At 66.9% G+C, this 22104-nt stretch carries 22 protein-coding genes; all 22 read left to right on the top strand.

The genetic code is table 11. The features are described 5' to 3' along the window. The first annotated feature begins 7 nt into the window (after window positions 1-7). The 22 genes from BMX37_RS04265 to BMX37_RS04365 all read left to right on the top strand — a co-directional run bounded on the left by BMX37_RS04265 (window position 8) and on the right by BMX37_RS04365 (window position 22047). A complete protein-coding gene (locus BMX37_RS04265) occupies window positions 8-1594 on the top strand; it encodes a DNA primase family protein (protein ID WP_139197992.1) in 1587 nt (528 codons plus the stop codon). 361 nt (window positions 1595-1955) lie between these two features. Continuing rightward, on the top strand, window positions 1956-2396 hold the full coding sequence (locus BMX37_RS04270) for a hypothetical protein (RefSeq protein ID WP_244501369.1): 441 nt from the start codon (window positions 1956-1958) through the stop codon (window positions 2394-2396). A gap of 312 nt (window positions 2397-2708) precedes the next feature. Then, window positions 2709-3296, top strand: a complete 588-nt coding sequence (locus BMX37_RS04275; protein ID WP_093664162.1) for a hypothetical protein — start codon at window positions 2709-2711, stop codon at window positions 3294-3296. Beyond that, the gene (locus BMX37_RS04280) at window positions 3296-5410 is read left to right on the top strand and encodes a phage terminase large subunit family protein (RefSeq protein ID WP_093664163.1); all 2115 of its coding nucleotides are present in this window, start codon (window positions 3296-3298) and stop codon (window positions 5408-5410) included. The genes BMX37_RS04275 and BMX37_RS04280 overlap by 1 nt, the downstream gene beginning before the upstream one ends. Next, entirely contained in the window at window positions 5407-5616 is a 210-nt protein-coding gene (locus BMX37_RS04285; RefSeq protein WP_093664164.1) for a phage head-tail joining protein, read from the top strand. Before BMX37_RS04280 ends, BMX37_RS04285 begins: the two co-directional genes overlap by 4 nt. Beyond that, on the top strand, window positions 5616-7127 hold the full coding sequence (locus BMX37_RS04290; RefSeq protein ID WP_093664165.1) for a phage portal protein: 1512 nt from the start codon (window positions 5616-5618) through the stop codon (window positions 7125-7127). The genes BMX37_RS04285 and BMX37_RS04290 overlap by 1 nt, the downstream gene beginning before the upstream one ends. A gap of 5 nt (window positions 7128-7132) precedes the next feature. Then, window positions 7133-9427, top strand: a complete 2295-nt coding sequence (locus tag BMX37_RS18675) for a phage major capsid protein (protein ID WP_170841775.1) — start codon at window positions 7133-7135, stop codon at window positions 9425-9427. Between the two features lie 83 nt (window positions 9428-9510). After that, the gene (locus BMX37_RS04305) at window positions 9511-9849 is read left to right on the top strand and encodes a DUF2190 family protein (protein ID WP_093664297.1); all 339 of its coding nucleotides are present in this window, start codon (window positions 9511-9513) and stop codon (window positions 9847-9849) included. 7 nt (window positions 9850-9856) lie between these two features. Further along, entirely contained in the window at window positions 9857-10177 is a 321-nt protein-coding gene (locus tag BMX37_RS04310; RefSeq protein ID WP_093664168.1) for a head-tail joining protein, read from the top strand. Next, on the top strand, window positions 10177-10884 hold the full coding sequence (locus BMX37_RS04315) for a DUF6441 family protein (RefSeq protein ID WP_093664169.1): 708 nt from the start codon (window positions 10177-10179) through the stop codon (window positions 10882-10884). Before BMX37_RS04310 ends, BMX37_RS04315 begins: the two co-directional genes overlap by 1 nt. A 4-nt stretch (window positions 10885-10888) precedes the next feature. Next, window positions 10889-11329 carry a hypothetical protein gene (locus BMX37_RS04320; protein ID WP_093664170.1) on the top strand — a complete coding sequence of 147 codons (441 nt, stop codon included), beginning with the start codon at window positions 10889-10891 and terminating at the stop codon, window positions 11327-11329. Between the two features lie 26 nt (window positions 11330-11355). Continuing rightward, window positions 11356-12297, top strand: a complete 942-nt coding sequence (locus BMX37_RS04325) for a phage tail tube protein (RefSeq protein ID WP_093664171.1) — start codon at window positions 11356-11358, stop codon at window positions 12295-12297. A 19-nt stretch (window positions 12298-12316) separates the two neighbouring features. Further along, window positions 12317-12622: a hypothetical protein gene (locus BMX37_RS04330; RefSeq protein ID WP_093664172.1), complete on the top strand. Its 306-nt coding sequence runs from the start codon at window positions 12317-12319 to the stop codon at window positions 12620-12622. Then, window positions 12619-13215 carry a hypothetical protein gene (locus BMX37_RS04335; protein ID WP_093664173.1) on the top strand — a complete coding sequence of 199 codons (597 nt, stop codon included), beginning with the start codon at window positions 12619-12621 and terminating at the stop codon, window positions 13213-13215. Before BMX37_RS04330 ends, BMX37_RS04335 begins: the two co-directional genes overlap by 4 nt. Before the next feature lie 74 nt (window positions 13216-13289). After that, window positions 13290-13439 (top strand): DUF7697 family protein, encoded by a 150-nt coding sequence (locus BMX37_RS18680; protein ID WP_425288432.1) that lies wholly within the window; start codon window positions 13290-13292, stop codon window positions 13437-13439. Beyond that, a complete protein-coding gene (locus tag BMX37_RS04340; RefSeq protein WP_139197994.1) occupies window positions 13426-17049 on the top strand; it encodes a phage tail length tape measure family protein in 3624 nt (1207 codons plus the stop codon). Before BMX37_RS18680 ends, BMX37_RS04340 begins: the two co-directional genes overlap by 14 nt. Window positions 17050-17052: 3 nt before the next feature. Beyond that, entirely contained in the window at window positions 17053-17649 is a 597-nt protein-coding gene (locus tag BMX37_RS04345; RefSeq protein WP_093664175.1) for a hypothetical protein, read from the top strand. Continuing rightward, entirely contained in the window at window positions 17646-18239 is a 594-nt protein-coding gene (locus BMX37_RS04350; protein ID WP_093664176.1) for a hypothetical protein, read from the top strand. The genes BMX37_RS04345 and BMX37_RS04350 overlap by 4 nt, the downstream gene beginning before the upstream one ends. Next, window positions 18236-18664: a DUF6950 family protein gene (locus tag BMX37_RS04355; protein ID WP_244501370.1), complete on the top strand. Its 429-nt coding sequence runs from the start codon at window positions 18236-18238 to the stop codon at window positions 18662-18664. Before BMX37_RS04350 ends, BMX37_RS04355 begins: the two co-directional genes overlap by 4 nt. Continuing rightward, the gene (locus BMX37_RS04360) at window positions 18665-21463 is read left to right on the top strand and encodes a phage tail protein (protein ID WP_093664178.1); all 2799 of its coding nucleotides are present in this window, start codon (window positions 18665-18667) and stop codon (window positions 21461-21463) included. A 3-nt stretch (window positions 21464-21466) separates the two neighbouring features. After that, window positions 21467-21640 (top strand): hypothetical protein, encoded by a 174-nt coding sequence (locus tag BMX37_RS18685; protein ID WP_170841822.1) that lies wholly within the window; start codon window positions 21467-21469, stop codon window positions 21638-21640. Then, a complete protein-coding gene (locus BMX37_RS04365; RefSeq protein ID WP_093664179.1) occupies window positions 21640-22047 on the top strand; it encodes a hypothetical protein in 408 nt (135 codons plus the stop codon). Before BMX37_RS18685 ends, BMX37_RS04365 begins: the two co-directional genes overlap by 1 nt. The last annotated feature ends 57 nt before the right edge of the window (window positions 22048-22104 follow it).

The following is a 22104-nucleotide window of genomic DNA, read 5'->3' on the forward strand; positions in this document are numbered from 1 at the left end:
AAATAGCGTGGGGGACGTGGTTCAACGTGCGGTGATGATGGTGACGGTCGACCCGCTGGCCCTGTGCTGGCGCGAACTGTCCGATCTCGGCAATGCGGAGCGGCTGGTCGCACATGCCGGTGGCAAGCTGGTGCATGTTCGCGAATGGGGCTGGGTCGCCTATGATGGGCGGCGGTGGTCGGCCGAGGATGGCCAGCGCCTTGCCATGCTGAAGACGCATGAGGTCGCGCGGGGCATTCGTGACGAGATCGCCGCTCTGGCGGAGATCGCGGATGACGAACTGAAGAAGCGCTTCGGGGAGTGGTGCACGACGGAGCGTCGTCAGGATCGGGTGATCAACCTCCACAAACATGCGGTGCAGACCGGCAATGCGAGCAAGGCCACGGCGATGCTGGCTCAGGCGGCGACGCTCGATGACCTGAACAGGCGCATGGAGGAGTTCGACACCAACCTGCTGGTCGTCAACGCAGCGAACCGGACGCTGCGGTTCGTCAAAGACCCGGCGGCTGAGGCGGGGAAGCGTTGGCGATTGACAGAGGCGCCGCACGATCCGGCCGATCATCTGACGCGCGCCATGACGTGCGACTGGGATCCCAGGGCGACCGCACCGGCATGGGATCAGCACCTCGCTACCGTGCTTCCCGACCCTGCGGTGCGCGCCTACTTCCAGCAGGTGATCGGCTACGCACTGTCTGGCCTCACCGTCGAACAGTGCATGTTCATGCTCCAGGGCAAGGGCGGTGACGGCAAGTCGACGACGATGAACGTGCTTCGCGAGCTGATGGGCGGCTACGGCGTCGCGGCCGACGTGCAGACCTTCATGGCAGCCGGCCAGCGATCCGGCGCGGACGCGACGCCCGACCTGGTGCGTCTCGCGGGAGACACGAGGCTGGTCTGTACGCAGGAGCCGAAGCGGGGCTCAGCCATCGACGAGCAGCGGATCAAGCAATTCACAGGTGGTTCTCCGATCCAGGCGCGCGCCAACTATGGCGATCCCTTCGAGTTCAAGGCGCGAGGCAAGCTGTTCATGGAGTGCAACAGCCGTCCGCGCATTTCCGGTGATGACGATGGCATATGGCGACGCATCGTGATCATCCTCTTCCCGCATCAGTTTAAAGGAACGGCGATCGACAAGGGCGCGGAAGCGCGATTGATGGCCGAGGGGCCCGGCATCCTCAACTGGATGCTTGAGGGCCTGCGCCAGTGGCTGGAGGCCGGGCGCCTGGTGCAGCCTACCGCTGTCTCGGAAGCCGTCGAGGAGTACCGCCGTTCGGCAAACCCTTTTGGCGAATGGATGGCGGCGCGTGTCGACACGTCCGATCCGGTTGCCCTGACCTTATCGAGCGAGCTCTACGCTGATTACAAGGAATGGTGCGAAGCGGAGGGCGTCGGCGACCGCGACCTGCTGAACAGCACCGCCTTCGGTCGCGCGCTGGGCGACAGGCAAATCATGCTCGGGCCCAAGGATAGGCGCGGCCTGAAGCGACGTCGGGGTGCAAGGCTGCGCAGCGGCTTCACGAACCCGCCTGTGGCGGAGCAGGAAGCGAGCGGCGGGGCTGACTGGGCGGACTTCGATGATGGCATGACGCTGTGATCGGGCACGCATCCCAGGTTCCGCACTCTTGCTGTGTCGGACGGACAGTGGACGGACAGTTTGGGCGGACTGTCCGTGCTTTTGGGGCGCGGCGTCCGGCGAGCGGCGGAAGGCGACGAAAATGCAATGGTATGTAGTCAGCGGGCGCACATCGGACTGTCCGTCTGTCCGTTAACCGTCCGTCCTCGAAACCCGCAGAAACGCGCGGCTAACGGACAGTCCGGACAGTACGGACAGCTTTCGCAAGACCTTTCCATGCCTGTGTGCGCCCATGCGCGACAATGCATCAACTATCCGACTGTCCGTTCTTAGAAGAGAGACCAGATTGATGATTGGGAAAGAGGGAGCGGCGTCCTTCGCTATGACCTTCACCGATGTGGAGGACCGCCTGGTGGAAGCGCTGCTGACGTGCTGGCGCTGTCCAGATCGCGAGCGGGGCTGGCAGCAGCTGCGGTCGGCGTGGCCGGAAGTCGCGGCAGAGGCTCGGGCCAGCGATTACGATGGCGGAAAGGATGCCGGCGAGCAGCGGATCGATGCGGTTCTGCGGCTGGCATCGCAGACCCGTGCCGACATCGCCGAGATGGAGGAGGCCTTTGGTTGGCTGGACGCCATCGACCCTGCCGATCGCAAGCTCATCGGGCTCGCCGTCGCCGAACTGGCGAGGGGCAAGCGCGAGGTCTCCTGGGTGGGGCTGCTCGCCCGGATGGGGCTGAGCCATGGCGCAGAGGGGCTGCGTAAGCGGTACAGCCGTGCGATCACGGCCATCGCTGCCGCGAACAGTCGCAGAAATCCTGCCAACTGACGTGTCAATGGCCTGAAAGTGCAGCGGCGAACATTTTCCATGTCCGCCTATCGCCTGAAAACAGGCTATAGCTTGCCACACTTGGACGGGCCTTCGGGTACGCCACGGTGCAACCCCTAAGCCTCGACGGGCGGCGCGACTTCGGTCTCGCCGCCCGTCGCCGTTTGAGGCTCCCCCACCCCCTTCGGGTCCTTTCCGGGGGGCGCCGCCCGATGCGGTGGGGCTGAGTGCGGGGATTTGGGGTTCAGAGGCGGTTTAGGATTTTGAACCCGGTGAACTGAACTGTTCATTGGGCGTGAACGCGAGGAGCATGTGGCCACGCTGCTGACACAGACCGCCTTCGCCAAGCATCGCGGCGTAGGTAAGTCGGCGGTCAGCAACTGGAAAAAAGCTGGCCTGCTCGTATTCGCCGATGATGGCACCGGCGCCCTGCTCGTTGACGTGACGCGGACCGAGGCGAAGCTCAACGCCCGCCTTGATCCCACGCGGGGCCGGCCGACCGCCGGCATGCAGGATGGCTCCGTGCCGGAACTGCCGATCGACGGCGAGGCGGACGAAGGATCGGCGCTCCAGCAGCGCAACCTTGCACGGGTCCGTGCCGACGTCGCCGAGGAAGACCTGGTCGGCAAACGGATGAAGAACGCGGAGCTCGCCCGCGAACTGGTCCCGGCTATGGATGCGGAACGCCGCCTCGGCCAGCTGGGCCGGATGGCGCGGGAGCGGGTTCAGTCGGAACTGCGCGCCAGAGCGGAACGGCTTGCGGCCGAGCGCGAACCCCGCGCGATCATGGCATTGCTGGACGAGGCGACCGACAAGGCGTTCCACGCCCTGGCAGCGGCGATCCTGAACGGGGCGGCGGATGTGAGCGAAGATGAGGAGGTGATTGCGGAGGCTGCCTGATGCGGTTCGAGTATGACCGGTTCGGCAGCGTCGCGGGTGGCGTGCTGACACGTAATGCGAAGCGGCTAGACAAGGCGCTGGCGGACGGTCTCAGGCCTCCGCCCCGGCTCACCGTCTCGGAATGGGCGGCGATCAACCGGAAGTTTCCGGAGGATGCCCCCATCCCCGGTGACTGGAACCATGAGACCGCGCCCGAACTGGTCGAGATCATGGACGCACTCTCCCCGCATGATCCGTGCGAAGAGGTGTCGCTGATCAAATGCGCCCAGTCGGGCGGCTCGGCTTCGGCGGAAAACTGGCTCGGCTTCATATCCGACCTGGCGCCGGGCCCGGTCCTGTTCATCCAGGCGACCTTCAAGGCCGCGACGGCATGGGCGGCGGAGAAGTTCTGGCCCATGGTCGGCGCATCGCCCAAGCTGAACCCCGACCGGCGTGGCACGATCCGCGCGCAGGGTCTGGCGAACGGCGACGGCTCGACGACGCAGAAGGTGCTGTTCAGCCGGTCGAGCGGGTACATCCTGCTGACGGGTGCCAACTCCGCGGCCGATCTGCGGCAGCGCACTGTGCGCTATGCGATCGAAGACGATCTGGACCAGTTCCCCTCCGATCTGGACGGGCAGGGTTCGCCGGAAGGCATGGTGGACGAGCGCCTGAAGGTCTGGCGCTCACGCGGCTTGTCGAAGCGGCTCAAGATCTCGACCCCGACGATCAAGGGGTCGAGCAAGATCGAGGCGGCGTACCAGAAGTCGGATCGCCGTCGCTATCACTTCAAGTGTCCTGAGTGCGGCAGCCGGTTCGTGCCCGACTGGAGCGACATCCAGTGGGCCGACGACGATCACGAGAATGCCTATCTCGTGCCACCCTGCTGCGGTGTGCCGGTAGAGCATTGGCGCAAGGGTGAGATGAAGCTGGCCGACGGCTGGTTGTCGGACCAGATCGATGGGCAGCCGGTCTCACGCGTGCTGGACGAGGAGACGTTCCAGGCGTTCCGGGCCAAGATGCCAGCCAGTCGGAAGCGCGGCTTTGCGCTGTTGGGCGAGATCTCGACGTTCCAGTCATGGGGCGAGATGGCAGTCGGCTTCCGCGATGCGCAGGGCGATGTCGCCAAGTTGAAGACCTGGACGAACCTTAAGCGCGGCATTGTGTTCGAGGTCGCCAGCAACACGCCGGATTACGAGCAGCTGATGACGCTGCGCGAACAGGATTGGGGCGTCGGCCGCATGCCGATCGGCCCGCTGGTCGTGACGCTTGGCTGCGACGTGCAGGGCGACGGGATCTACGTCGAGAAGGTCGGTTGGGGTCCCCGCAAGGAAAGCTGGCAGCTGGATGCCCGCTTCATCCCCGGCGCGACGGATGTCCCCGGCGAAGGGGCGTGGAAGGCCCTCGACGAGTACAGCCAGCGCGGGACCGCGTTCCCCGGTGGCAAGGTGCTGCCGATCGACTGGGAATGCGTTGACGCTGGCTACCATACCCCGGCCGCCCATGCGTATTGCGCGCGCCGGCCGCGCCGTCTGGCGGTGTACGGGCGGGCTGGCTGGGCGCTTCCGCTGCTCGGTCGCGGCGAAGCTATCGCCTACGAGCAGCAGGGCCGACGTGCGGGTCGGGCAAGGGCAGGACAAGACGACAAGGCGTACATCGTCGGCGTCAACAACGCGAAGCTGAGTTGGTACGGCTTCCTGCGCGAAACCATGAAGGCGGTAGCCGCGGCGATCGAGAGCGCCACTCCGGAGGTGGTCCCGGTCGGGCGCGTCCACCTGTCGCGGGACACGCCGAACGACTGGTTCGAGCAGGCGACGGCCGAGACGATCGAAGTTCGCATGATCCACGGGTTTCCGGACCGGCGGTGGATCATGATGCCCGGCCGGCAGAACCACTACCTCGACTGCCGCGTCTATAATGAAGCGGCAGCCGAAAAGCTGATGCTGGACACGTTGACGGAGATGGATTGGGCGGCGCTCCGCGTCGACCGGTACGCCCCGCGTGACGCGCGGCAGGGCGATCTGCTCGCGCCCGCCCTGACCATATCGCCGGTCACTCCGGCACCCGTGCCCGTCGCGCCCGACCCGGCGCCCCAGGCTGACACCTATTTCGATGTCGGAGACAGCTACCTATGACGATCGACCATTCGGACAAGATCGCGGCGCTTGAGGCGGCTGCCGCCTCCGGCCTGCTGACGATCGAGTCGGAAGGCGATCGTCAGACCTACCGGAGCATGTCGGACCTGCTCGCCGCGCTGGCGTATTTCCGCAACCAGCAGGCAAGCGGCACCCCGACGATCAGCCGCCCCGCGTCGACCGTCGCCGTGTTCGATCCACGCTGATGGCCTTCTCGGACTGGATCGACGGCGCCATCGCGCCGATCGCGCCGGAATGGGCGGCACGGCGGGTATCAGCGCGGGCGCGGCTGGACGCGGCCGTGTCGGCGCGCGATGGCATTCGGCAATATGACGCGGCTGCGCGTGACCGGCGGACAAACGGGTGGAACCGCGCCGCCAGTTCCGCCGACGGCGAGAATGCGTCCGCCCGGCACATGCTTGGCTGGGCCGGTCACGATCTCGTACGCAACAACAAATACGCCGCTGCGGCGGTGCGCCAGCTGGTCGCCACGATCTGGGGCGACGGCATCGGCGTCCAGCTGACCCACCCGGTCAAGCGCGTGCGGGAGCGCGCGCAGGCGGAGTGGGATCGCTGGTCGCATGGCCGGGTGGACGGCCTGGGCGACTGGTACGGCCACGGCAAGCTGTCGGTCCGCGAAATGATCGTGGGCGGGGAAAGCCTGACTGTCTGGCACCCGGACGATAGCGGCCCGAACGGGATCGTCGTCGGCCTGGAAGGCCCGCAGCTGGACATGAGCCGCAACTACCTGCTGAACGATGGCGGGCGGGTGGTTCAGGGCGTCCAGTTCAACCGTGTGGGCATCCGCACCGGTTACTGGCTCTATCCTGAGCATCCGAACGACCCGGTGCGCGGCTCGGCGAGTGTCGTCTCGTCGTTCATCTCTGTCGATCAGGTTGACCATCTGTTCGAGCGGCTGCGGCATCGCCAGACACGGGGCGTATCGTGGCTCGGCGCCGTCGCCATGACGCTGCGCGATGTCGGCGACATCGAGGACGCCAAGCGGTTACAGGAGAAGGTGCAGGCCTGTCTCGCGCTGGTCGTACAGCCGGGTGAAGGTCAGGCCACCTCCCCGCTAGGAGCGCAGGCCGCCCCGCAGGGTGACACTGGCGGCAAGCCGCTGGAAGAGACGCTGCGGCCGGGCATGATCGCCCGCCTGAAAGCGGGCGAAACCGCCACGGTGGTGAACCCCACCCCTTCGTCGAGCACGGTGGAGTTCATCCGTCAGCAGATCGCCGCGGTGTCGGCGAACATGATCCCGTATCACCTGATGACGGGTGACGTGAGCCAAGCCAACTATTCGGGCCTGCGTGCGGCCATGAACGGCTCCTATGCGCTGGTCGACGACTGGCAGCAGAACGAGGTCATTCCGCTGCTGGTCAAGCCGGCGGTGCAACGGCGCATGCAGCGGCTGGTTTTGGAAACGGGCGATCCCCGGTTCCTTCAGGTCGGCATGACCTTCGCCCTTCCGGTTCGCCGATTGGTCGATCCCGTCAAGGATCTGATGGGCGAGATCATGGAGATCCGTGCGGGCCTGAAGCTGCTCGGCACCAGCCTCGCCGAGCGGGGCGCCAACACCGAAGAGCATATGGCCGGCATCAAGGCCATGAACGACGTGATCGACAAGCTGGGCCTCGCCCTCGACACCGATCCGCGCCGTGTGACGGATTCGGGCGTGTTGCAGATGGCCACCGGCTTCCTGGCACCCAAGGAGTAGCAGACATGGTGAAGTTGGCTGGTGCCCTGCCGGTGGCGGTGGGGAGCCTGGACCTGCGCGCGTTCGGCGAGGGTGTCCGAACCCCGCCGCTGATCCTGCCGATCATGGAGCCGGCGGTGTCCGGTACGCGTCTTGCCAGCACCAGCGGCTACGACGCGACCGCCCGCACCGTCGAGTTGACCGCCGCTACCGAAACGCCCGTCCTGATGCCCGGCTTCATGGTCGGCCTGTACGATGTCGACTATTATTACGAGGTGCTGGATTGTTCGCCGGCAGCGGTCGACCTCAGCCAGGTCGAGGCAGGCAATGCGCCATTGCTCGACACGCATGACCGCTGGGAGCTTGCCAGCCGTCTCGGCGTGATCCGGCAGGCCCGCTTCGGTGACGCGGCCGACGTGGTCACCGTCTGCGCGTTCGGCCAGTCGGCCGAGGCGCGCGCGGCGGAAGCCGAGTTCGCCGGCGGCACGCCGCCCAAGGTGAGCGTCGGCTACCGTCGCAACCAGATGCTTTTGGCCGGGATGCACGAAGAGATCCCGATCTACCGTGTCACCAGCTGGACTCTGACCGAAGTGTCGCTGGTCTCGATTGCTGCCGATCCCAATGCGGGGGTCCGATCGGCGCAGCCTGTTTCGTCCCCTGCTCTTCAAGAGGAAACCCGTATGACGTTGCCATCGTCCGGCCTGCCGATTGCGGCCGGCCTCGCTCCCGCCGTTGCCGTCGCCACAGGCGCGCGCAGCTTTCCCGAGGTGATCGGAACGCGCGGCCCGGCGCCGCAGCAGCCCGCGCCCACCGGCGCACCGGCCCCGACGCCCGCTCCGGCCCCGGCTCCCGCTCCGGCCCCGGCCGCGGCTCCCGTTGCGGCTCCCGCGCCTGCACCGGCACCCGCCCCGGCTCCGGTCGTCGAAGGCACGCGAGCGGCGGATCCCGCGTCGAACGGCATGGTCCGGTTCACCGCCTCGTCCGCGCTTGCGCTGGTCGAGCAGGCCCGCAGCTTCGGGGACGCCGTCGTGACCCGTGCGCAGGAGCTGATCGCCGAAAACGAAGCCGGCCGGATGAGCATCGAGGGCGCCCGCGCCGCGCTGCTGACCGCCGCAGCCGATGCACAGCGCGGTCAGACCGGCAACATCACCACGGGCGGCCGCGCGATCGAGGTGACCGACGACGAGCGCGACCGATTTCGCCGGGGCGCGGAAAACTCGATCATCCAGCGCGCAGGACTGGGCCAGCTGATCACCGACGGCGCGCGAGCGCGCGGCCAGCAGGCGCCGGACCTCGATCCCGGTCAGTATCGCGGCATCCGCAACGCCGAACTGGCGCGCATGTCGCTGGAGCGGGCCGGTCAGCGGGTCGACAGCTACGATCGCGACTTCGTCGTCGGTCAGGCGCTGGCGATCCGCATGGGGCCGTATCAGGGCACGGGCGACTTCCCGAACATCCTGGAGAACGTCGTCAACCGCGTCCTTCAGGCGGCTTATGCGACCACGCCCGACACGTGGCGCGAGTTCTGCGGTGTCGGTTCGGTCAGCGACTTCAAGCCGACGGCGCAGCTGCTGCTGGGCACCTTCGGCGCGCTCGACCGGCTGAACGAGAATGGCGAGGTCAAGAACAAGCCGATCCCCGATGGCGCGAAGGCCACCATCCAGGCATCGACCCGCGCCAACATCATCGCCCTGACCCGACAGGCGATCGTCAACGACGATCTGGGCGCGTTCAACGATCTGGCGGTTGCACTCGGCCGTGCCGGCAAGCTCTCGATCGAACTCGACGTGTACAAGCTGCTGGCGCTGAACAACGGCCTCGGTCCCGTGATGGGCGACGGCAAGACGCTGTTCCACCCTGACCACGCGAACATCGTCGACGTGGGCGGCGCGCCGTCGATCGACCAGGTCGAAGCCATGGACGTGCTGTTTGCCCAGCAGACCGACCTGTCGGGCAACGAGGTTCTCGACCTGAAGCTGGCGGTCGAGTTGGTGCCATATGCCTTCAAGGGCATCGTGACCGCGCTGAACACCGTGGATCAGGCGCTCGACCCCACCGGCAAGCTGCTCATCCCGAACCGGGTCAAGGGCACGTTCGACAAGATCGTTGGCGGCAAGCGTCTGAAGGGCACCCGCCGGTACGGCTTCGCCGACCCGACGATCGCGCCCGCGCTGAAGGTGGTGTTCCTGAACGGCAATCAGGAGCCCAAGGTCGAGACCCGCGATGGCTGGCGGACGGACGGCACCGAGTGGCGCGTCATGTTCGACTATGGCGTCGGCGCGATTGACTGGCGCCCGACCGTCACCGACGCCGGCAAGTGAGCCGGTTGGGGGCGGTCCTGCGCCGCCCCCGCCCCCGAGAACATCGAACGCGTCGGCCCATGCCGGCGAAGAGGAGCATGCACATGCGTGGTTTCATCCATCCGGGCAACGTCAATACCTTTGTTGCCCCCCGCGCCCTCGCCTCCGGCGACGGCTTCATCGTCGGCAGCGACTTTGCCGTCGCGACCGGTCCCGCCGCGCAGGGCGGTGAGGTCGAAGGGCTTCAGATTGGCGTGGTCGACCTGCCCAAGGCGACCGGTGCCAACACCGACGTGACGCAAGGCACGAAGCTGTATTGGGACGACGCCAACCGGCGCGTGACCAAGTCGTCGGCCGGAAACGTGCTGATCGGGACCGCGCGTCGCGATGCGGCGACCGCCGACACCAGCTACCGGGTCCGCCTCACCGGCCAGATCTCCTGATCCGGCCATGGGCAACTTCTCCGAACGTCGCCGCGCGGTGATCGATGCCGCCTTCGCGGCGTTCGGCGAGGATGCCCTGTTCGGCGATGCCGAACAGCCGGTTCGCATCCGGTTCAAGGGATCGGACGCGGACGAGGCGATTTCCGGCCTTCGCGTGGTGGCGAGCGGGCTTATCGGTCGGCTGCGTAGCTGGGAAGTGTCTGCGCCCCGGCGCGGTCAGTCCCTGGCGGTTGCGGCCGGCGACTTCGCAGGGACCTACACCATCATGGGCGAACCGATGCTGGATGCGAAGCGCATCTGGACGGTGGAACTGACCCAAGCCGCCTGATGCTCCGACCTCGTCTGACCAGGCCGGACTGGGACAGGATCGGCAGCGGTTTGGAGGACGAGGTCGCCGGCTTCCTGACGGAGGCCATGCGCGACACGGCCGACGAGGTTAAGGATGCCTTTCGCGCGCAGGTCCGCGCGGCCGGCCTCGGCGACAAGCTGGCCAACGCCGTGCGCGGTGTGACCTACCCCAATCGGAACGGCCGTCACAGCCTGGAGCCGACGGGTTGGATCTACGCTCAGCCGTCCAGGGATGGGCGCGGTGCTGCCGCGATCATCGAAAGTTACGCTAGCGGCGCCAGCATCGTTCCGCGCGCCGGCAAGCGGTGGTTGGCAGTGCCGACCGACGATGTGCCCCGCAAGCGGCAGGGCAATGCCATGACGCCGGACGAGGTCGAACAACGGTTCGGGCGCCGGCTGGTGTTCATTGACCCGGCGGACAAGGGGTTTCGCACTCCCAGTGTCCGCCGGGCTGGCGTCGCGTATCTGGTCATGAAAGGATTGGTGGTCCGCAAGGCTACCGGTCGCTGGCGGCAGGCGACAGACCGCGAGCGCGCCGGCAAGACCCGCAACCCGCGCCCGTTGCAGAACGTCATCATGTTCACGCTGGTCCGCCAGGTAAAAAAGCCGAAAAGCGTCGACCTGTCAGCCCCCGCCGCTCTGGCGGAGGCCCGGTTCGACGCCAATCTATCCGCTCGCTGGAGGTAACGCGATGTCGAAGCGCCAGCAGGTGCTGGACGCCATCCGGCGTCTGGTCGCATCCGCCGTGCCCGACATGGCAGTCGACGGGCTGGAGCCGGACGACGGCAAGCCGACGCGCTTGGGCGATGGTGGCCAGGTTCAGGTCCAGCCCGGCGATCCGGGCGAAGCCGATGTCGATCTGTCCCCGCCGACCTGGTGGTGGGAGCATGGCTTTCCAGTCAACATGGCCGTCACCGTCAACACGGCGGAACGGGTCGAGGTGGTGCTGGATGCCAAGCTGATGGCGATCGGCATGGCCATCGCGGCCGACCGGACGCTCGGTGGGCTGTGCAGCTACCTTGACGCCGAGCCGCCCGCTTTCGGCGAAACCGAGAAGCAAGGGTCCGCCACGATCGGCTGGGCCGACTTCACGATTATCGCGACCTACTCGACCACCAGCCCGCTGGGCTGATCCTTCGCAGCTAAGAGGAGACACCCATGGGCCGACCTTTGGGCATCAACGCGGTCATGTCGGCCGCGGCCGAAACCACTTACGGCGCCACCCCGGCGTCGAACTTCTTTCGCCTTCCCTTCGTCAGCCATGGGCTGGGCGAGGAACAGGCGCTGATCGAGGACGATCAGTTGGGTTTCGGGCGCGAGGGCCTCGATCCGACCTACGACGTCATCAATAATGACGGCGACCTGGTCGTGCCCGTCGACCTGCGCGGGATCGGATTCTGGCTCCGCCAGACCTTCGGCACGCCGAACACGGCAGGCGTCGCGGGTGGCAAGTTCGCCCACACCTTCACCTCCGGTGCGGCGTCGATCCCATCCACGTCGATCGAGATCGGCACGCCCGACGAGCCGAGCTTCAGCACGCATTACGGTGCGGTGGTGAACTCGCTGAAGGTGTCGCTGTCCCGGTCGGGCATGCTCAACGCCACGCTGTCGCTGATCGCGCAGGGCGAGACGGACCCGGTCGTCGCGACGATCGCGGGCACGCCGGCTTCGCTGCGCGGTCCGCGTTTCGCCCAGGCGGTCGGCCAGGTGAAGGTCGAGGGGGGCGTCGCGGCCGACATCGTGTCGGCCGACTTCTCCTATTCCAACCAGCTGGACAAGGTGGAGGTCATCCGCGCCGATGGTCGCATCGCGGGCGTCGATCCCGGCAAGGCGATGTCGAGCGGCTCGCTGACGGCGCGTGGCCCGCGCGGCACGCTGTTCAGCAAGGCGCGCGGTAAGCTGCCGGCCGCGCTCAGCTTCGGTTGGGAGCAGGATGGCGGCAGCCTGATCTTCTCGCTGCCGCGCGTGTTCCTGCCCAAGCCGAAGCGGCCGATCAGCGGCCCCAAGGGCATCCAGTCGACCTTCAACTGGCAGGCGTCCGGCGCAAGCGGGCCGCAGCTGACGGTCGTGCTGACCAACGACGTCGCCTCCTACGCCTGAACCCGGAAAGGACCAGATCATGGCGAAAACCGCTGCCCCGGCACTGCCCGCCCCGCCCAGCTACGTCATTTCGGGCGGCCTGCCCGACGACATCGCGCGCAATATCCGGGTCGTCGACGCCTCCACCGGCGAGACGATCCCGCAGGTGATCGAAGCCGATGCCGGGGCCGGAACCGTCCGGCGCTACGACGTGCAGGACGGCAACCTCGTTCGCGAAAAGGACGCGTTCAAGATCGTCGAGGAAGAGCGCAAGATCCGCATGGAGTGGATCGAGCCTCCCGTCGTCGAGCCAGTGGAAGGTGAGGCGGAGGTCACCGATCAGTGAGCTATGCGCTCGGCAGCCCGGTCCCGGTCACGAAGACGCTGGTCGATGCCGCTGGCGACCGGCCGGCAGTAACCGTGACGTTCAATGCGCAGCCGTCGCCGCTGTCGCTTCGCGCGGCACGGCGGGCCGTGGCAACCATCCTGCGGGATGGGCAGCCGAACGTCGCCGAGCGTGCGGGCGACGCCTTCACAGCCGAGATCATTCGGCACAACATTCTCGCATGGACCGGCATCGTCGGTGCGGACCTTGCGCCGATCGAGCCTACCCACGATCGCGATCTGACCGACGCCGAGGGCAAGGTGACCGGGGTCGAGCCGGGCAGCATCTCGGCCTTCCTCACGGAACCCCGTCTCGTGGAGGCCGCGGATCGGGAATACGTCCTGCCCTGGTCGGAGCGGGACGCGGAAAAAAACGGCTTTGCGCCCTCGCTGAATGGCACTTCAGCGGGGGCGACGCCGGGACAAGGTACTGCCACCTCACCTGCCAAGCGGGGAAGGAAGGGCGCTGCCGGGACGAAGACACAGGCGAGCCGGCCTGCGCGTACGAAATCCACGAAGCCTGGACGAACGAGGGCGAGCGTCTCTGGCAACTGATCGCCGGGATCGGATCGCAGCTGCGGCTGGCGACGATCCCGACGCCTGACGGCTTCACCACCCGTGCAATTGGACTGGATGTGACCGCCGTGATGATGATGGCGCAGTCGGTGTGCGCCGACACCGCCATGCTGACCGAGATCCTGCCGCGCATCGAGGCGGCGATCATCAACCCTGCCGAAGCCGGCGATGAAGAAGAGGAGGACGACCATGCCGATGCGTAGTGTCGGGTTCCAGCTTCGCACCGATGGCAAGGCGGAGGTGAAGAACGACTTCGCCGAGGTGAAGGCGGCTGGTCAGGCGTCGATGGCGGGCGTCGCTGACGCGGCCGAGGACGCGGCCGAACGCTCGGCTCGTGCGGCGGACCAGTTCACCGAACGGCAACTGGCGTCGTTCCGCAAGCAGGCGAACGCGGCCAAGCTGGCAGCAGCCGGCGTCGGCCAGCAGTCCGCGTTGGATGAAGCGCTGTCGCAGCGCGGCAATGGTGGACAGTTCGCGACCGTAAACCTCGACCGTTCGACCGGTGCGGCGCGCGAGTCTGCTGCGGTGTTCGAGGCGGCAGCCGAGGCCGAGCGTCTGGCGACGCGCGCGGACGAGGATCGCACTGCCGCGGTGGTCAAGCTGCGTGCCGCGCTCGATCCCCTGTCGATCGCCCAGGCGCGGTACAGCGCCGATGTTGCCTCTGCCGATGCCTTGCACAAGGCGGGCGCGATCAGCACGGAGGAACATGCGTCCGCTATGCGGCTGTTTACCCAGCGCCTGGATGAGAACCGGCGCGGGCTGGACGGCACCGCCAAGGCCGAAGCTGAAGCCGAGGCGGCCGCCACGCGCTTGCGCGCGCAGCTGGACCCACTCTGGGCAGCGCAGAAGCGCTATGATGACGAGCTTGCGAGCCACAACAACCTCCTGTCACGCGGTCTCATCAATGAGGCGGAGCATGGCGAGGCGGTCAAGCAATCCGGGCAGCGGCTGAACGAGGCGCGGCGCGCGCTGGAGGGGCACACCAGCGCCCTTGGCCTCAACCGCATGCAGATGGTCGTGGGGGCCGGCGCCGCGCGCAACTTCATGGACAGCGTGCTGGCCGGCGCCAGCCCGATGCGGGCTTTCATGCAGCAGGCCGGCGATGTCGCGACTGTGCTGGAGATGGACGATGGCGGCGTCGCCGGGGGCCTCGCCAAGGTGCGGTCGCTGTTGACCCCCACCACCGTCGCAATCGGCGCCACGACGCTTGCCGTCGCGCTCGGGGCAAAAGCGTGGCTGGACTACAGCGGGTCTATCGCCAAGCTGCAATCGCTCAGCATGGGGTCGGGCGCGGCGCTGGGCCTTGATGGTCAGCAGTTGCAGGAGGTGGCCGAGCAGGCGGCGCGTGCCGGCGACATGACGGTCGGTGCGGCGCGCGAGATCGAGCAAGCCTACGTCCAGTCGGGCAATGCGACCAAGGCGGTGCTGTCCGATCTGATCGTGGCGACGAAGGATTTCGCGGCTGCGACGGGACAGGATGCGGCGGGCGCTGCCAAGCAGCTGGACGGCGCACTGGCCGATCCGATTGCCGGTGCGCAGATGCTGGCCGAGCGGTACGGCTGGATCAGCACCGCGACCGCCGACTATATCGGCAAGCTGATTGAGGAAAACCGGCTGGAAGAGGCGCAGAAGGCGCTGATTGATGCCGTGGCCGATGGCACGCGCGGTGCAGCCGACCAGGCAAACGCGCTGGCACGCGGCTGGGACAATGTGAAGCTGTCCGCTGCCGGTGCATGGGAGTGGCTGGGCAAGGCGATCGACCGTGCGGCAACGGGCGGATCGATACAGGATCAGATCGCCAGCCTTCAGTCCCGCCGCGCGCTTGGGCCGAGTGTTGGGCAGATGCTGACCGGCACGACGACGGCTGCGTTCCAGGCCGACATCGATCGCCAGATTGCCGACCTGCGTGGGCAGATGCGGCAGGAGGCAAACCGGTCCGCTCGCAATGCCGCGAACAGCGACCGAGCCGCAGGACAGGCCATAGTCGATCGCTTCAGCGGCGCCGATCAGCTGGGGTCCTATCGCAGCGCTGCCGGCAAGTTGCGTGCGGCACTGGCAACCGACATGCCGCCTGATCAGCGCCGGCAGCTGACCGAGACGCTTAGCGCCTACACCCACGCGATCGACACCTTCATCCCACGACAGGAGAAGTCCAACCAGCTGGCGGCGCTGGACGCCAAGCTGGCGGCAGCCAAGACCCCGGCCGAAAAGGCGGCGCTTTCCGCGCAGCGCCAGCGGCTGGAACTGGCCGGCACGGTCATCAGCGCAGCCGATGCCGATACGCGTGCGGTCGCGGCCGGCGATCGCGCGCGAAGCCAGGCGGCGCGCAGCGGGGCCAGTCATGCCCAGGCGCTCGCCCGGGAGGCCCAGTCCATGGAGGTCAGCGCGCGTGCGGCGCTGGACGTGGCCGGCGCCTATCTGAAGAGCAGTGCGGCGGGCGTGTCGGCCGAGGCGCTGCGCAAGGCGTCGACCGATGCCACCCGCAAGGGAATTGATGTCGAAGCGCAGGCGCGGCGTCAGATGAACCTCCAGACGGCGGAAGCCATCGCCAACGGGGCGAAGTCCGTCGCGAGCCTGCACGAAGAGACGGGCGCCCGTGCCGACGTGCTGAAGCAGGTGCAGGACGGCACGTTGTCCACCGAGGGGATGGCCAATGCGTTGTCGGACGAAGCGGCGCTCCGCCCGCTCATCAAGTTGCAGACGCTGGCGCAAGGATCGGCCCTGGAGGTGCTGAACCGCGTCATCGCGCAGTATCGTCAGGAATTGACCGACGCGCATAAGGTCGAAGCGCAGACGGGGCTGGACAAGTCGATCAGCGCCAGCATCGAACGCGTGGAGGATCTGAAGGCCGCGATGGGCGACCTGGACGCCAGCCCGGTCGACGCGGCGGTGAGCGCTGCCCAGCGTTCAGCAGCGGCCGAACTGCGCAAGATCGATCCCGACAATCTTGCCTCTCCGGCGGATCATCGCAAGTTCATCAACAGCCGCATGGACGAGGCACGGCAGGGCTTTGCGGCTGATCGTGCCCGCTACCTGCGCGACGCTAAGCGCGACGAACAGGACGCCTTGGAACTGTCCGCCCGTGAGTTGCAGCTGGTCGGCGCTAGCAGCGACGTGCGCGACCTCGAAATTGCCAAGCTGCGCGTTCAGCAGGATATCCGCCGTCGGTTCGGGGATATGGATGCGGCCGACGTGCAGGCCCGGCTTGCCGCTATCGACGCCCAGGATCAGGTCAACGCCAAGCTGAAGATCACCGCAGCCGCGATCGACGAGGTGCGCGAGTTCGGCACCGGTCTGGTAGACGACGTGCTGAACCCGAGCAATTGGGACAATTGGGGCGACGCCGGCAAGGCGGTGTTGAAAGATATCAAAAGCGAGTTCCTGAAACTCGCCCTCATCAACCCGCTGAAGAACATGATCAACGGCAACAAGGATCTGCCGACTTTGTCGAGTGCGATCAGCAACATCGGCAGCCTGTTCGGGAAGAAGACGGGAAAGAACGCGTCGGGCACGGAAAGCTGGTCCGGCGGGCTGACCTGGGTGAACGAGAACGGCCCGGAGATCGCTGACCTCCCGAACGGCACCCGCATCTACCCCGCCGCCGAAACGCGGCGGATGATGACGGCCAATGAGAACGGGGCCGGTGGCGGCGCCCTCCACTTCGATCTGCGCGGCGCAGTGGTGACGCAGGACCTGCTGGACCAGATGAACGCCATGGCGAACGGTGCTGCCGTGCGCGGGGCTGCTGGTGGCAGTCAGATGGCGCAGCGCGATCTGGCGCGAACCCGGCGCCGGTCGTTGTCGCGAGGTTGAGCCATGTCGATCGAGCTTCCCCAGCCTCGTATGCCCCAGACGGCCGTCCCCAAGCTGATCGACTGGGGCGCAGACCTGACCCCGCCCATGGGCGGTCCGTCGCAGCGACTGAACAGGATCGGGGATCGGTTCGCCTTGGTCATCAACTATCCAAGACTGAAACCCGAGCCTGACGCACGCATCCTAATGGCACGGGTACGGCGGGCGAAGCGCGAAGGCGCGCTGTTCCCGTTCCCGCAGCCAGGGCTGGAGATCGGCAATCCGGGTACGCCGGTGGTAAACGGGGCTGGCCAGCAGGGATCCTCGCTTCAGCTGCGGGGCTTCACCGCTGGTTATGTCGTGCGGGAAGGGCAGTTCTTCTCGATCATCTTCGCTGGCCGTCGCTATCTGCACTGCGCAAGCGCCGACGTGACCGCGACCGCGTCGGGCACCATGCTGTTACCGATTCATCCGATGCTTCGTATCAGCCCGAACAGCGGCGCCACCTGCGAGTTCGCGCAGCCCTATATCGAGGGCACGCTGGGCGAGAGCGAAGCGTCGGTGGAATGGGCAATCGCGCGCGCCTCGCCTTCGGCCCTGACGATCATGGAGGCGGCATGACCAGCATGTCACCCGCGCTCGACCAGGCGCTCACCGGTCCTACGCCGACCATTTTCGGGGCGGTGGAGATCGTGCTGCCGAATCACACCATTCGGCTGCTGACCGGCTCCGGCATCATCGTGTTCGACGGCAAGACGTTTACCGGCAGCGATGCCACCTATGGTGTTCTGCACTCGGTCGAGGATCTGACCGATGGCACTGGCGACGAAGCGCCCGGCATCTCGCTGACCCTCGTCCCGGCCGGCGATGCGGCTGCGGCCGACCTCGCTCGTCCCGAACATCAGGGCGCGGCCGTGTCGATCTGGCTGGGCGCGGTCGAGCCAAGCAATGGCCTCGTGATTGGTGAACCGCTGCTGATCTTTCTGGGCGCACTCGACGTGCCGAAGTTGACGGCCGGACCGAACAGTCGCCTCTTGGAACTGGAGATCACGAGCGCGTTCGAAGACTTCTTCTTCTCCGACGACGGCGCTCGGCTGTCCGACACCTTCCACCGATATGTCTGGCCGGGAGAGCGGGGCATGTCCTTCGTCACGGGCGTAGACGAGCAGATCTACTGGGGTGGCGATAATCCTTCGGGAGTGAAGCGGTGAAGCAAGCCTCTCCCGAAATGGTGCGGCGGGTTGCCGCTGCCCAGGCAACGCTGGCGCGGTTCCGCGACCGTCCGTTCCGTTGGGGCAGCAACGATTGCGCGCGCATGGCGGCGTTCCACCTCAGGCAGATGGGGCACAAGCCCCAACTGGCCAAGGCGGGCAGCTACCGCAGCGCTCTTGCGGCGCGCGCAGCCTTGAAGCGACTTGGGTTCGCGACCTTGGCCGAGGCGCTGGACGCTATCGGATTGCAGCGGGTCGCCCCGGCTGAAGCATGGGTCGGCGACATCGTCATGGGCGACAGTGGTGACGTGTTCGGAGCGCTCGGCGTTCTCCTGGGAAATGAGGCGATGATCGGCTTTCACGAGCATGCGGCAGGGGCCACGGTGCTTCGCCACGTCCACCTCGTATCCGCTTGGCGCCTCTGAATGTCGAAGTTTTTGGCAACCGCGGCTGTCGTGGTCGGCGCCGTTGCGCTGGCGGCGACGGGGGTTGGGGCGGCAGCCAGCGCCGGCCTGATCGGGACGGCCGGAACGGCCGCCACCGCGACGACCGCCGCTACGGCAGCCAGCTTCGCGGGCCTGTCGGCAACCACGCTGACATCCGTGGCGACCTTGGCCGGCGTTGCGGCAGCCGGACTGAGCTTCGGTGCCTCGGCGCTGGCACCCAAGCCCAGCCAGGGTGGATCGCAAACCTCTTGGAAGGCCGATCCGCAGGCCGGCATCCCCTATGCGATGGGCCGCACCTACGTGTCCGGCAACATCGTTTACCGCAAGGCATGGGGTAAGGATAACCAGTACCAGACGCTGGTGACCGTACTGTCGGGCGGTGGTCCGCACGCCGCGATCGAGCAGATGTTCGTCGACAAGGAACCCCGCGCGATCGGGGCGGGCGCGGTCGTGAACATCCCCGACTACGGGTACATGTGGGCAGGCTATCAGCTGGGCGCTACGCCAGAGGCAAGCGCGCTGACCCGCGCGCCTGGTGCGCCCACCGGGTGGTCGGCGGATTGCAAGCTGTCTGGCTATGCCGCGACAGTTGTCACGCTGAAGTTCGACACCAAGGGTGACCACACCCTGACTTCCACGCCGGATATTGGTTGGGTCGGCCGCTGGGCGTGTGTGTACGATCCACGGCGTGACAGCACATATCCGGGCGGCAGTGGCGCGCACCGCATCAACGATGAACGCACATGGGAATGGTCCCAGAACCCGTATTTACATGCCCTGACGTGGCTGGTCGGCCGGCGCGCGAACGGCAAGGTCGTGCTGGGCGTTGGCGCTCCCGTCGTCGGCATTATCATGGCGCAATTCGTCGAGGGTGCAAACGTCGCTGACGCCAACGGCTGGAAGCTGGGCGGCGTCGTCTATTCGACCGACGACAAGTGGAATGCGTTCAAGCAGATGCTCCAGGCGGGTGGTGGTGAGCCGCTGCGTCTGGGTGCGCAGATCGGATGCTTGGTCAACACGCCCCGCGTGTCTCTGGCGACGATCACGGTCGGGGATGTGGTTGGTGAGGCGAGCGTTCAAGCAACCCAGTCGCGGCGTGACCGGATCAACGCCATTATTCCGCGTTACCGGTCTGAGGCGAACGACTGGACTGTAGTAGCCGGCTCGCCGGTGGTGGTGGCCGATTACGTCACCTTTGACCGCCGACAGCGCCAAAAGGAGGTGGAATACAGCCTCGTCCAGGACCTGACGCAAAGTCAGCAGCTAGCGCGCTATGACATCGAGAACGCGCGCGAGTTCGGACCGGTCACCCTGCCCCTGAAGCTGCGGTGGATGGGCTACCGGCCTGGTGACGTTGTGACAGCGACGCTTCCCGAGCTTGGGCTGGTCAATCAGGACCTGCTGCTGCTTCAGCGCGGGCTGTCGCCGCAGGACGGCACGGTGACCATGACGGCCCGTTCGGAAACGGCCGGCAAGCACCCGTTCGCGCTTGGCCAGACCGGCACTCCGCCGGCAACGCCGGGGGTGAGCGGACCCGCGCTGATCCCTGTTCCTGGGGCTTCGGCATGGTCGCTCGCAGGCGGCATGATCACGGGCGAGAATGGCGCGACCCGCCCAGTGCTGCTGTTGAGCGGTGCGGCGGATAGTGACGTGATCTCCGGGATCGTGGTCGAGTATCGAGAGTCGACCGGGCAGCAGGATGCCGGCACCGGCTGGCTAACGGTGACCACGCTGGAACCGAAAGCGGAGCAGCTGACGATCACTGACGTGAAGGATGGCGGCGTCTACCAGGTTGCGGTGTCGTACCGGAAAGACCCCGGCACCGGCGGTCGGTTGATCCTCGGACCGGTGACGGCCGGACAGACACAGGTGCCTTGGCAGGATGGCGTTGTCGGCCCCGGCAAGCCTGAAGACAATGCCGATGTGACTCGCGACCACCTGCCGGACGCGTGGCACGACTGGACGGGCAAATCTGGTGTGGAGGTCGTTTCCGACCTGAACGCGGCGATCGCCATGATCGCAGCCGAGCAGATGCGCTCCGGCGTGTGGCGCGGCGAGACGGACCGGATCGTCTACGCAGATGATGGTCGGCCGATCCGGGTAGAGGTCGAGGCGCTCGGTTCGGACGTGGACGGGGTGAAGCAGTTCGTTGCGTTCCTGAAGGAAGTCGACAGCAGCGCGAAGACGAGCAAGTTCCTGTTCTCGGCGCGCGCGGATGGCAGCATCGTCGGGATCGAGGGCATCGCGGGCGGCGGGTTCGACCAGCTGAGCTTCGTCGCCAGCCGTTTCCTGTTCGTGGACGAGAATGGCGGCAATCCGATCAACGCCCTGACCTACGAAGGCGGCGTATGGCGCCTGAAGGCGGCAGCGGTCGAAAGGCTTTGGGTCAACACCGCAGTCGTGCCCGCGCGGGCGAAAGCGACCGGTCCAGTGCAGGGCACCTTTAGCAGCACGTCCGGCGACCCCCTCCCTTTGATGGAGGTGCTGCGGGCCGTGGTGACGCTTGCCGAGCCGGGCTGGATCGACATCGATGTGTCGATCCAGCAAGGTTTCACGTCGACGCCCGCACCCTGGCATCTGGAGATACAGGTCAACGGCCACCAGCTGGACGAGAGCCCGCGTGGAGGTGTCGAGGGCACCAGCGGTGTGCAGTCCTTTGGCAGCTACTATGCGTCGGCAGCCGGGGACTACGTCGTCACCGCCATGTGGCAGGCGTCGACAGCAGTCACGCTCGCCCAGCGTGCCATTCGCGCCAACGGCCAGCAGTACACGGTGTAGCCCATGATCGCTGTCATTTACGATCCGGCCGATGGCCGCATCATCCAGACCGTGCGCGGTACGGAGCGATCGATCGCGCTGAGTGGCCCCGCGTACATCGAGGTGCCGGAGTTTCGCGCCGACTATGACGCGACGCACCAGGTCATCGACGGCACCCTGCAACCGAGGGAAGACTGATGGCTGATCCTGTCGATCAGGCGAGCTTCGCCCAGCTCGTCACCCGCTTCGGCGCGCTGCTCGATAGCTGGGAAGCGGTCCTGCGCCAGGTGCTGGTGCAGGACCTGTCCGGCGCCGGGCCGTGGGCGCTGTCCGAGGCGGACCATGGCGGCAAGTCGCTGCTGGTGTCGAACGGCGCCGCCACGGCATCGATCACGCTCAACCTGCCCGCCGGGGCAGCGGTCGGCACGCTGATCCTCGCCGATCAGATCGGCACCGCGCCCGTCCGGCTGGTGCCGGCGAACGGTGAGGTGCTGCACCACCGGCTCGGCCACAACGGCACCGCCGGCCAGTGGGCGAGCCTGCATGCCAAGTGCATCCGCCCGGGCGAATGGCTGCTCGCCGGCGACACGGCAGTGGTCGGCTGATGCTCGCGGTCCATGGCGGTTTTGCGCTGGCGATGCTGGCCGGGCACTGCCCGCCAT

The sequence above is a fragment of the Sphingomonas gellani genome, assembly GCF_900110035.1.
Taxonomy (GTDB): Bacteria; Pseudomonadota; Alphaproteobacteria; order Sphingomonadales; family Sphingomonadaceae; genus Sphingomonas; species Sphingomonas gellani.

What these genes read in the sequence shown, in the direction of transcription:
- BMX37_RS04270 (WP_244501369.1), top strand. Translation starts at nt 1,956, where the DNA reads ATGACCTTCACCGATGTGGAGGACCGCCTGGTGGAAGCGCTGCTGACG.
- BMX37_RS04280 (WP_093664163.1), top strand. Translation starts at nt 3,296, where the DNA reads ATGCGGTTCGAGTATGACCGGTTCGGCAGCGTCGCGGGTGGCGTGCTG.
- BMX37_RS04285 (WP_093664164.1), top strand. Translation starts at nt 5,407, where the DNA reads ATGACGATCGACCATTCGGACAAGATCGCGGCGCTTGAGGCGGCTGCC.
- BMX37_RS04290 (WP_093664165.1), top strand. Translation starts at nt 5,616, where the DNA reads ATGGCCTTCTCGGACTGGATCGACGGCGCCATCGCGCCGATCGCGCCG.
- BMX37_RS18675 (WP_170841775.1), top strand. Translation starts at nt 7,133, where the DNA reads ATGGTGAAGTTGGCTGGTGCCCTGCCGGTGGCGGTGGGGAGCCTGGAC.
- BMX37_RS04305 (WP_093664297.1), top strand. Translation starts at nt 9,511, where the DNA reads ATGCGTGGTTTCATCCATCCGGGCAACGTCAATACCTTTGTTGCCCCC.
- BMX37_RS04310 (WP_093664168.1), top strand. Translation starts at nt 9,857, where the DNA reads ATGGGCAACTTCTCCGAACGTCGCCGCGCGGTGATCGATGCCGCCTTC.
- BMX37_RS04315 (WP_093664169.1), top strand. Translation starts at nt 10,177, where the DNA reads ATGCTCCGACCTCGTCTGACCAGGCCGGACTGGGACAGGATCGGCAGC.
- BMX37_RS04320 (WP_093664170.1), top strand. Translation starts at nt 10,889, where the DNA reads ATGTCGAAGCGCCAGCAGGTGCTGGACGCCATCCGGCGTCTGGTCGCA.
- BMX37_RS04325 (WP_093664171.1), top strand. Translation starts at nt 11,356, where the DNA reads ATGGGCCGACCTTTGGGCATCAACGCGGTCATGTCGGCCGCGGCCGAA.
- BMX37_RS04330 (WP_093664172.1), top strand. Translation starts at nt 12,317, where the DNA reads ATGGCGAAAACCGCTGCCCCGGCACTGCCCGCCCCGCCCAGCTACGTC.
- BMX37_RS04340 (WP_139197994.1), top strand. Translation starts at nt 13,426, where the DNA reads ATGCCGATGCGTAGTGTCGGGTTCCAGCTTCGCACCGATGGCAAGGCG.
- BMX37_RS04345 (WP_093664175.1), top strand. Translation starts at nt 17,053, where the DNA reads ATGTCGATCGAGCTTCCCCAGCCTCGTATGCCCCAGACGGCCGTCCCC.
- BMX37_RS04350 (WP_093664176.1), top strand. Translation starts at nt 17,646, where the DNA reads ATGACCAGCATGTCACCCGCGCTCGACCAGGCGCTCACCGGTCCTACG.
- BMX37_RS04360 (WP_093664178.1), top strand. Translation starts at nt 18,665, where the DNA reads ATGTCGAAGTTTTTGGCAACCGCGGCTGTCGTGGTCGGCGCCGTTGCG.
- BMX37_RS18685 (WP_170841822.1), top strand. Translation starts at nt 21,467, where the DNA reads ATGATCGCTGTCATTTACGATCCGGCCGATGGCCGCATCATCCAGACC.
- BMX37_RS04365 (WP_093664179.1), top strand. Translation starts at nt 21,640, where the DNA reads ATGGCTGATCCTGTCGATCAGGCGAGCTTCGCCCAGCTCGTCACCCGC.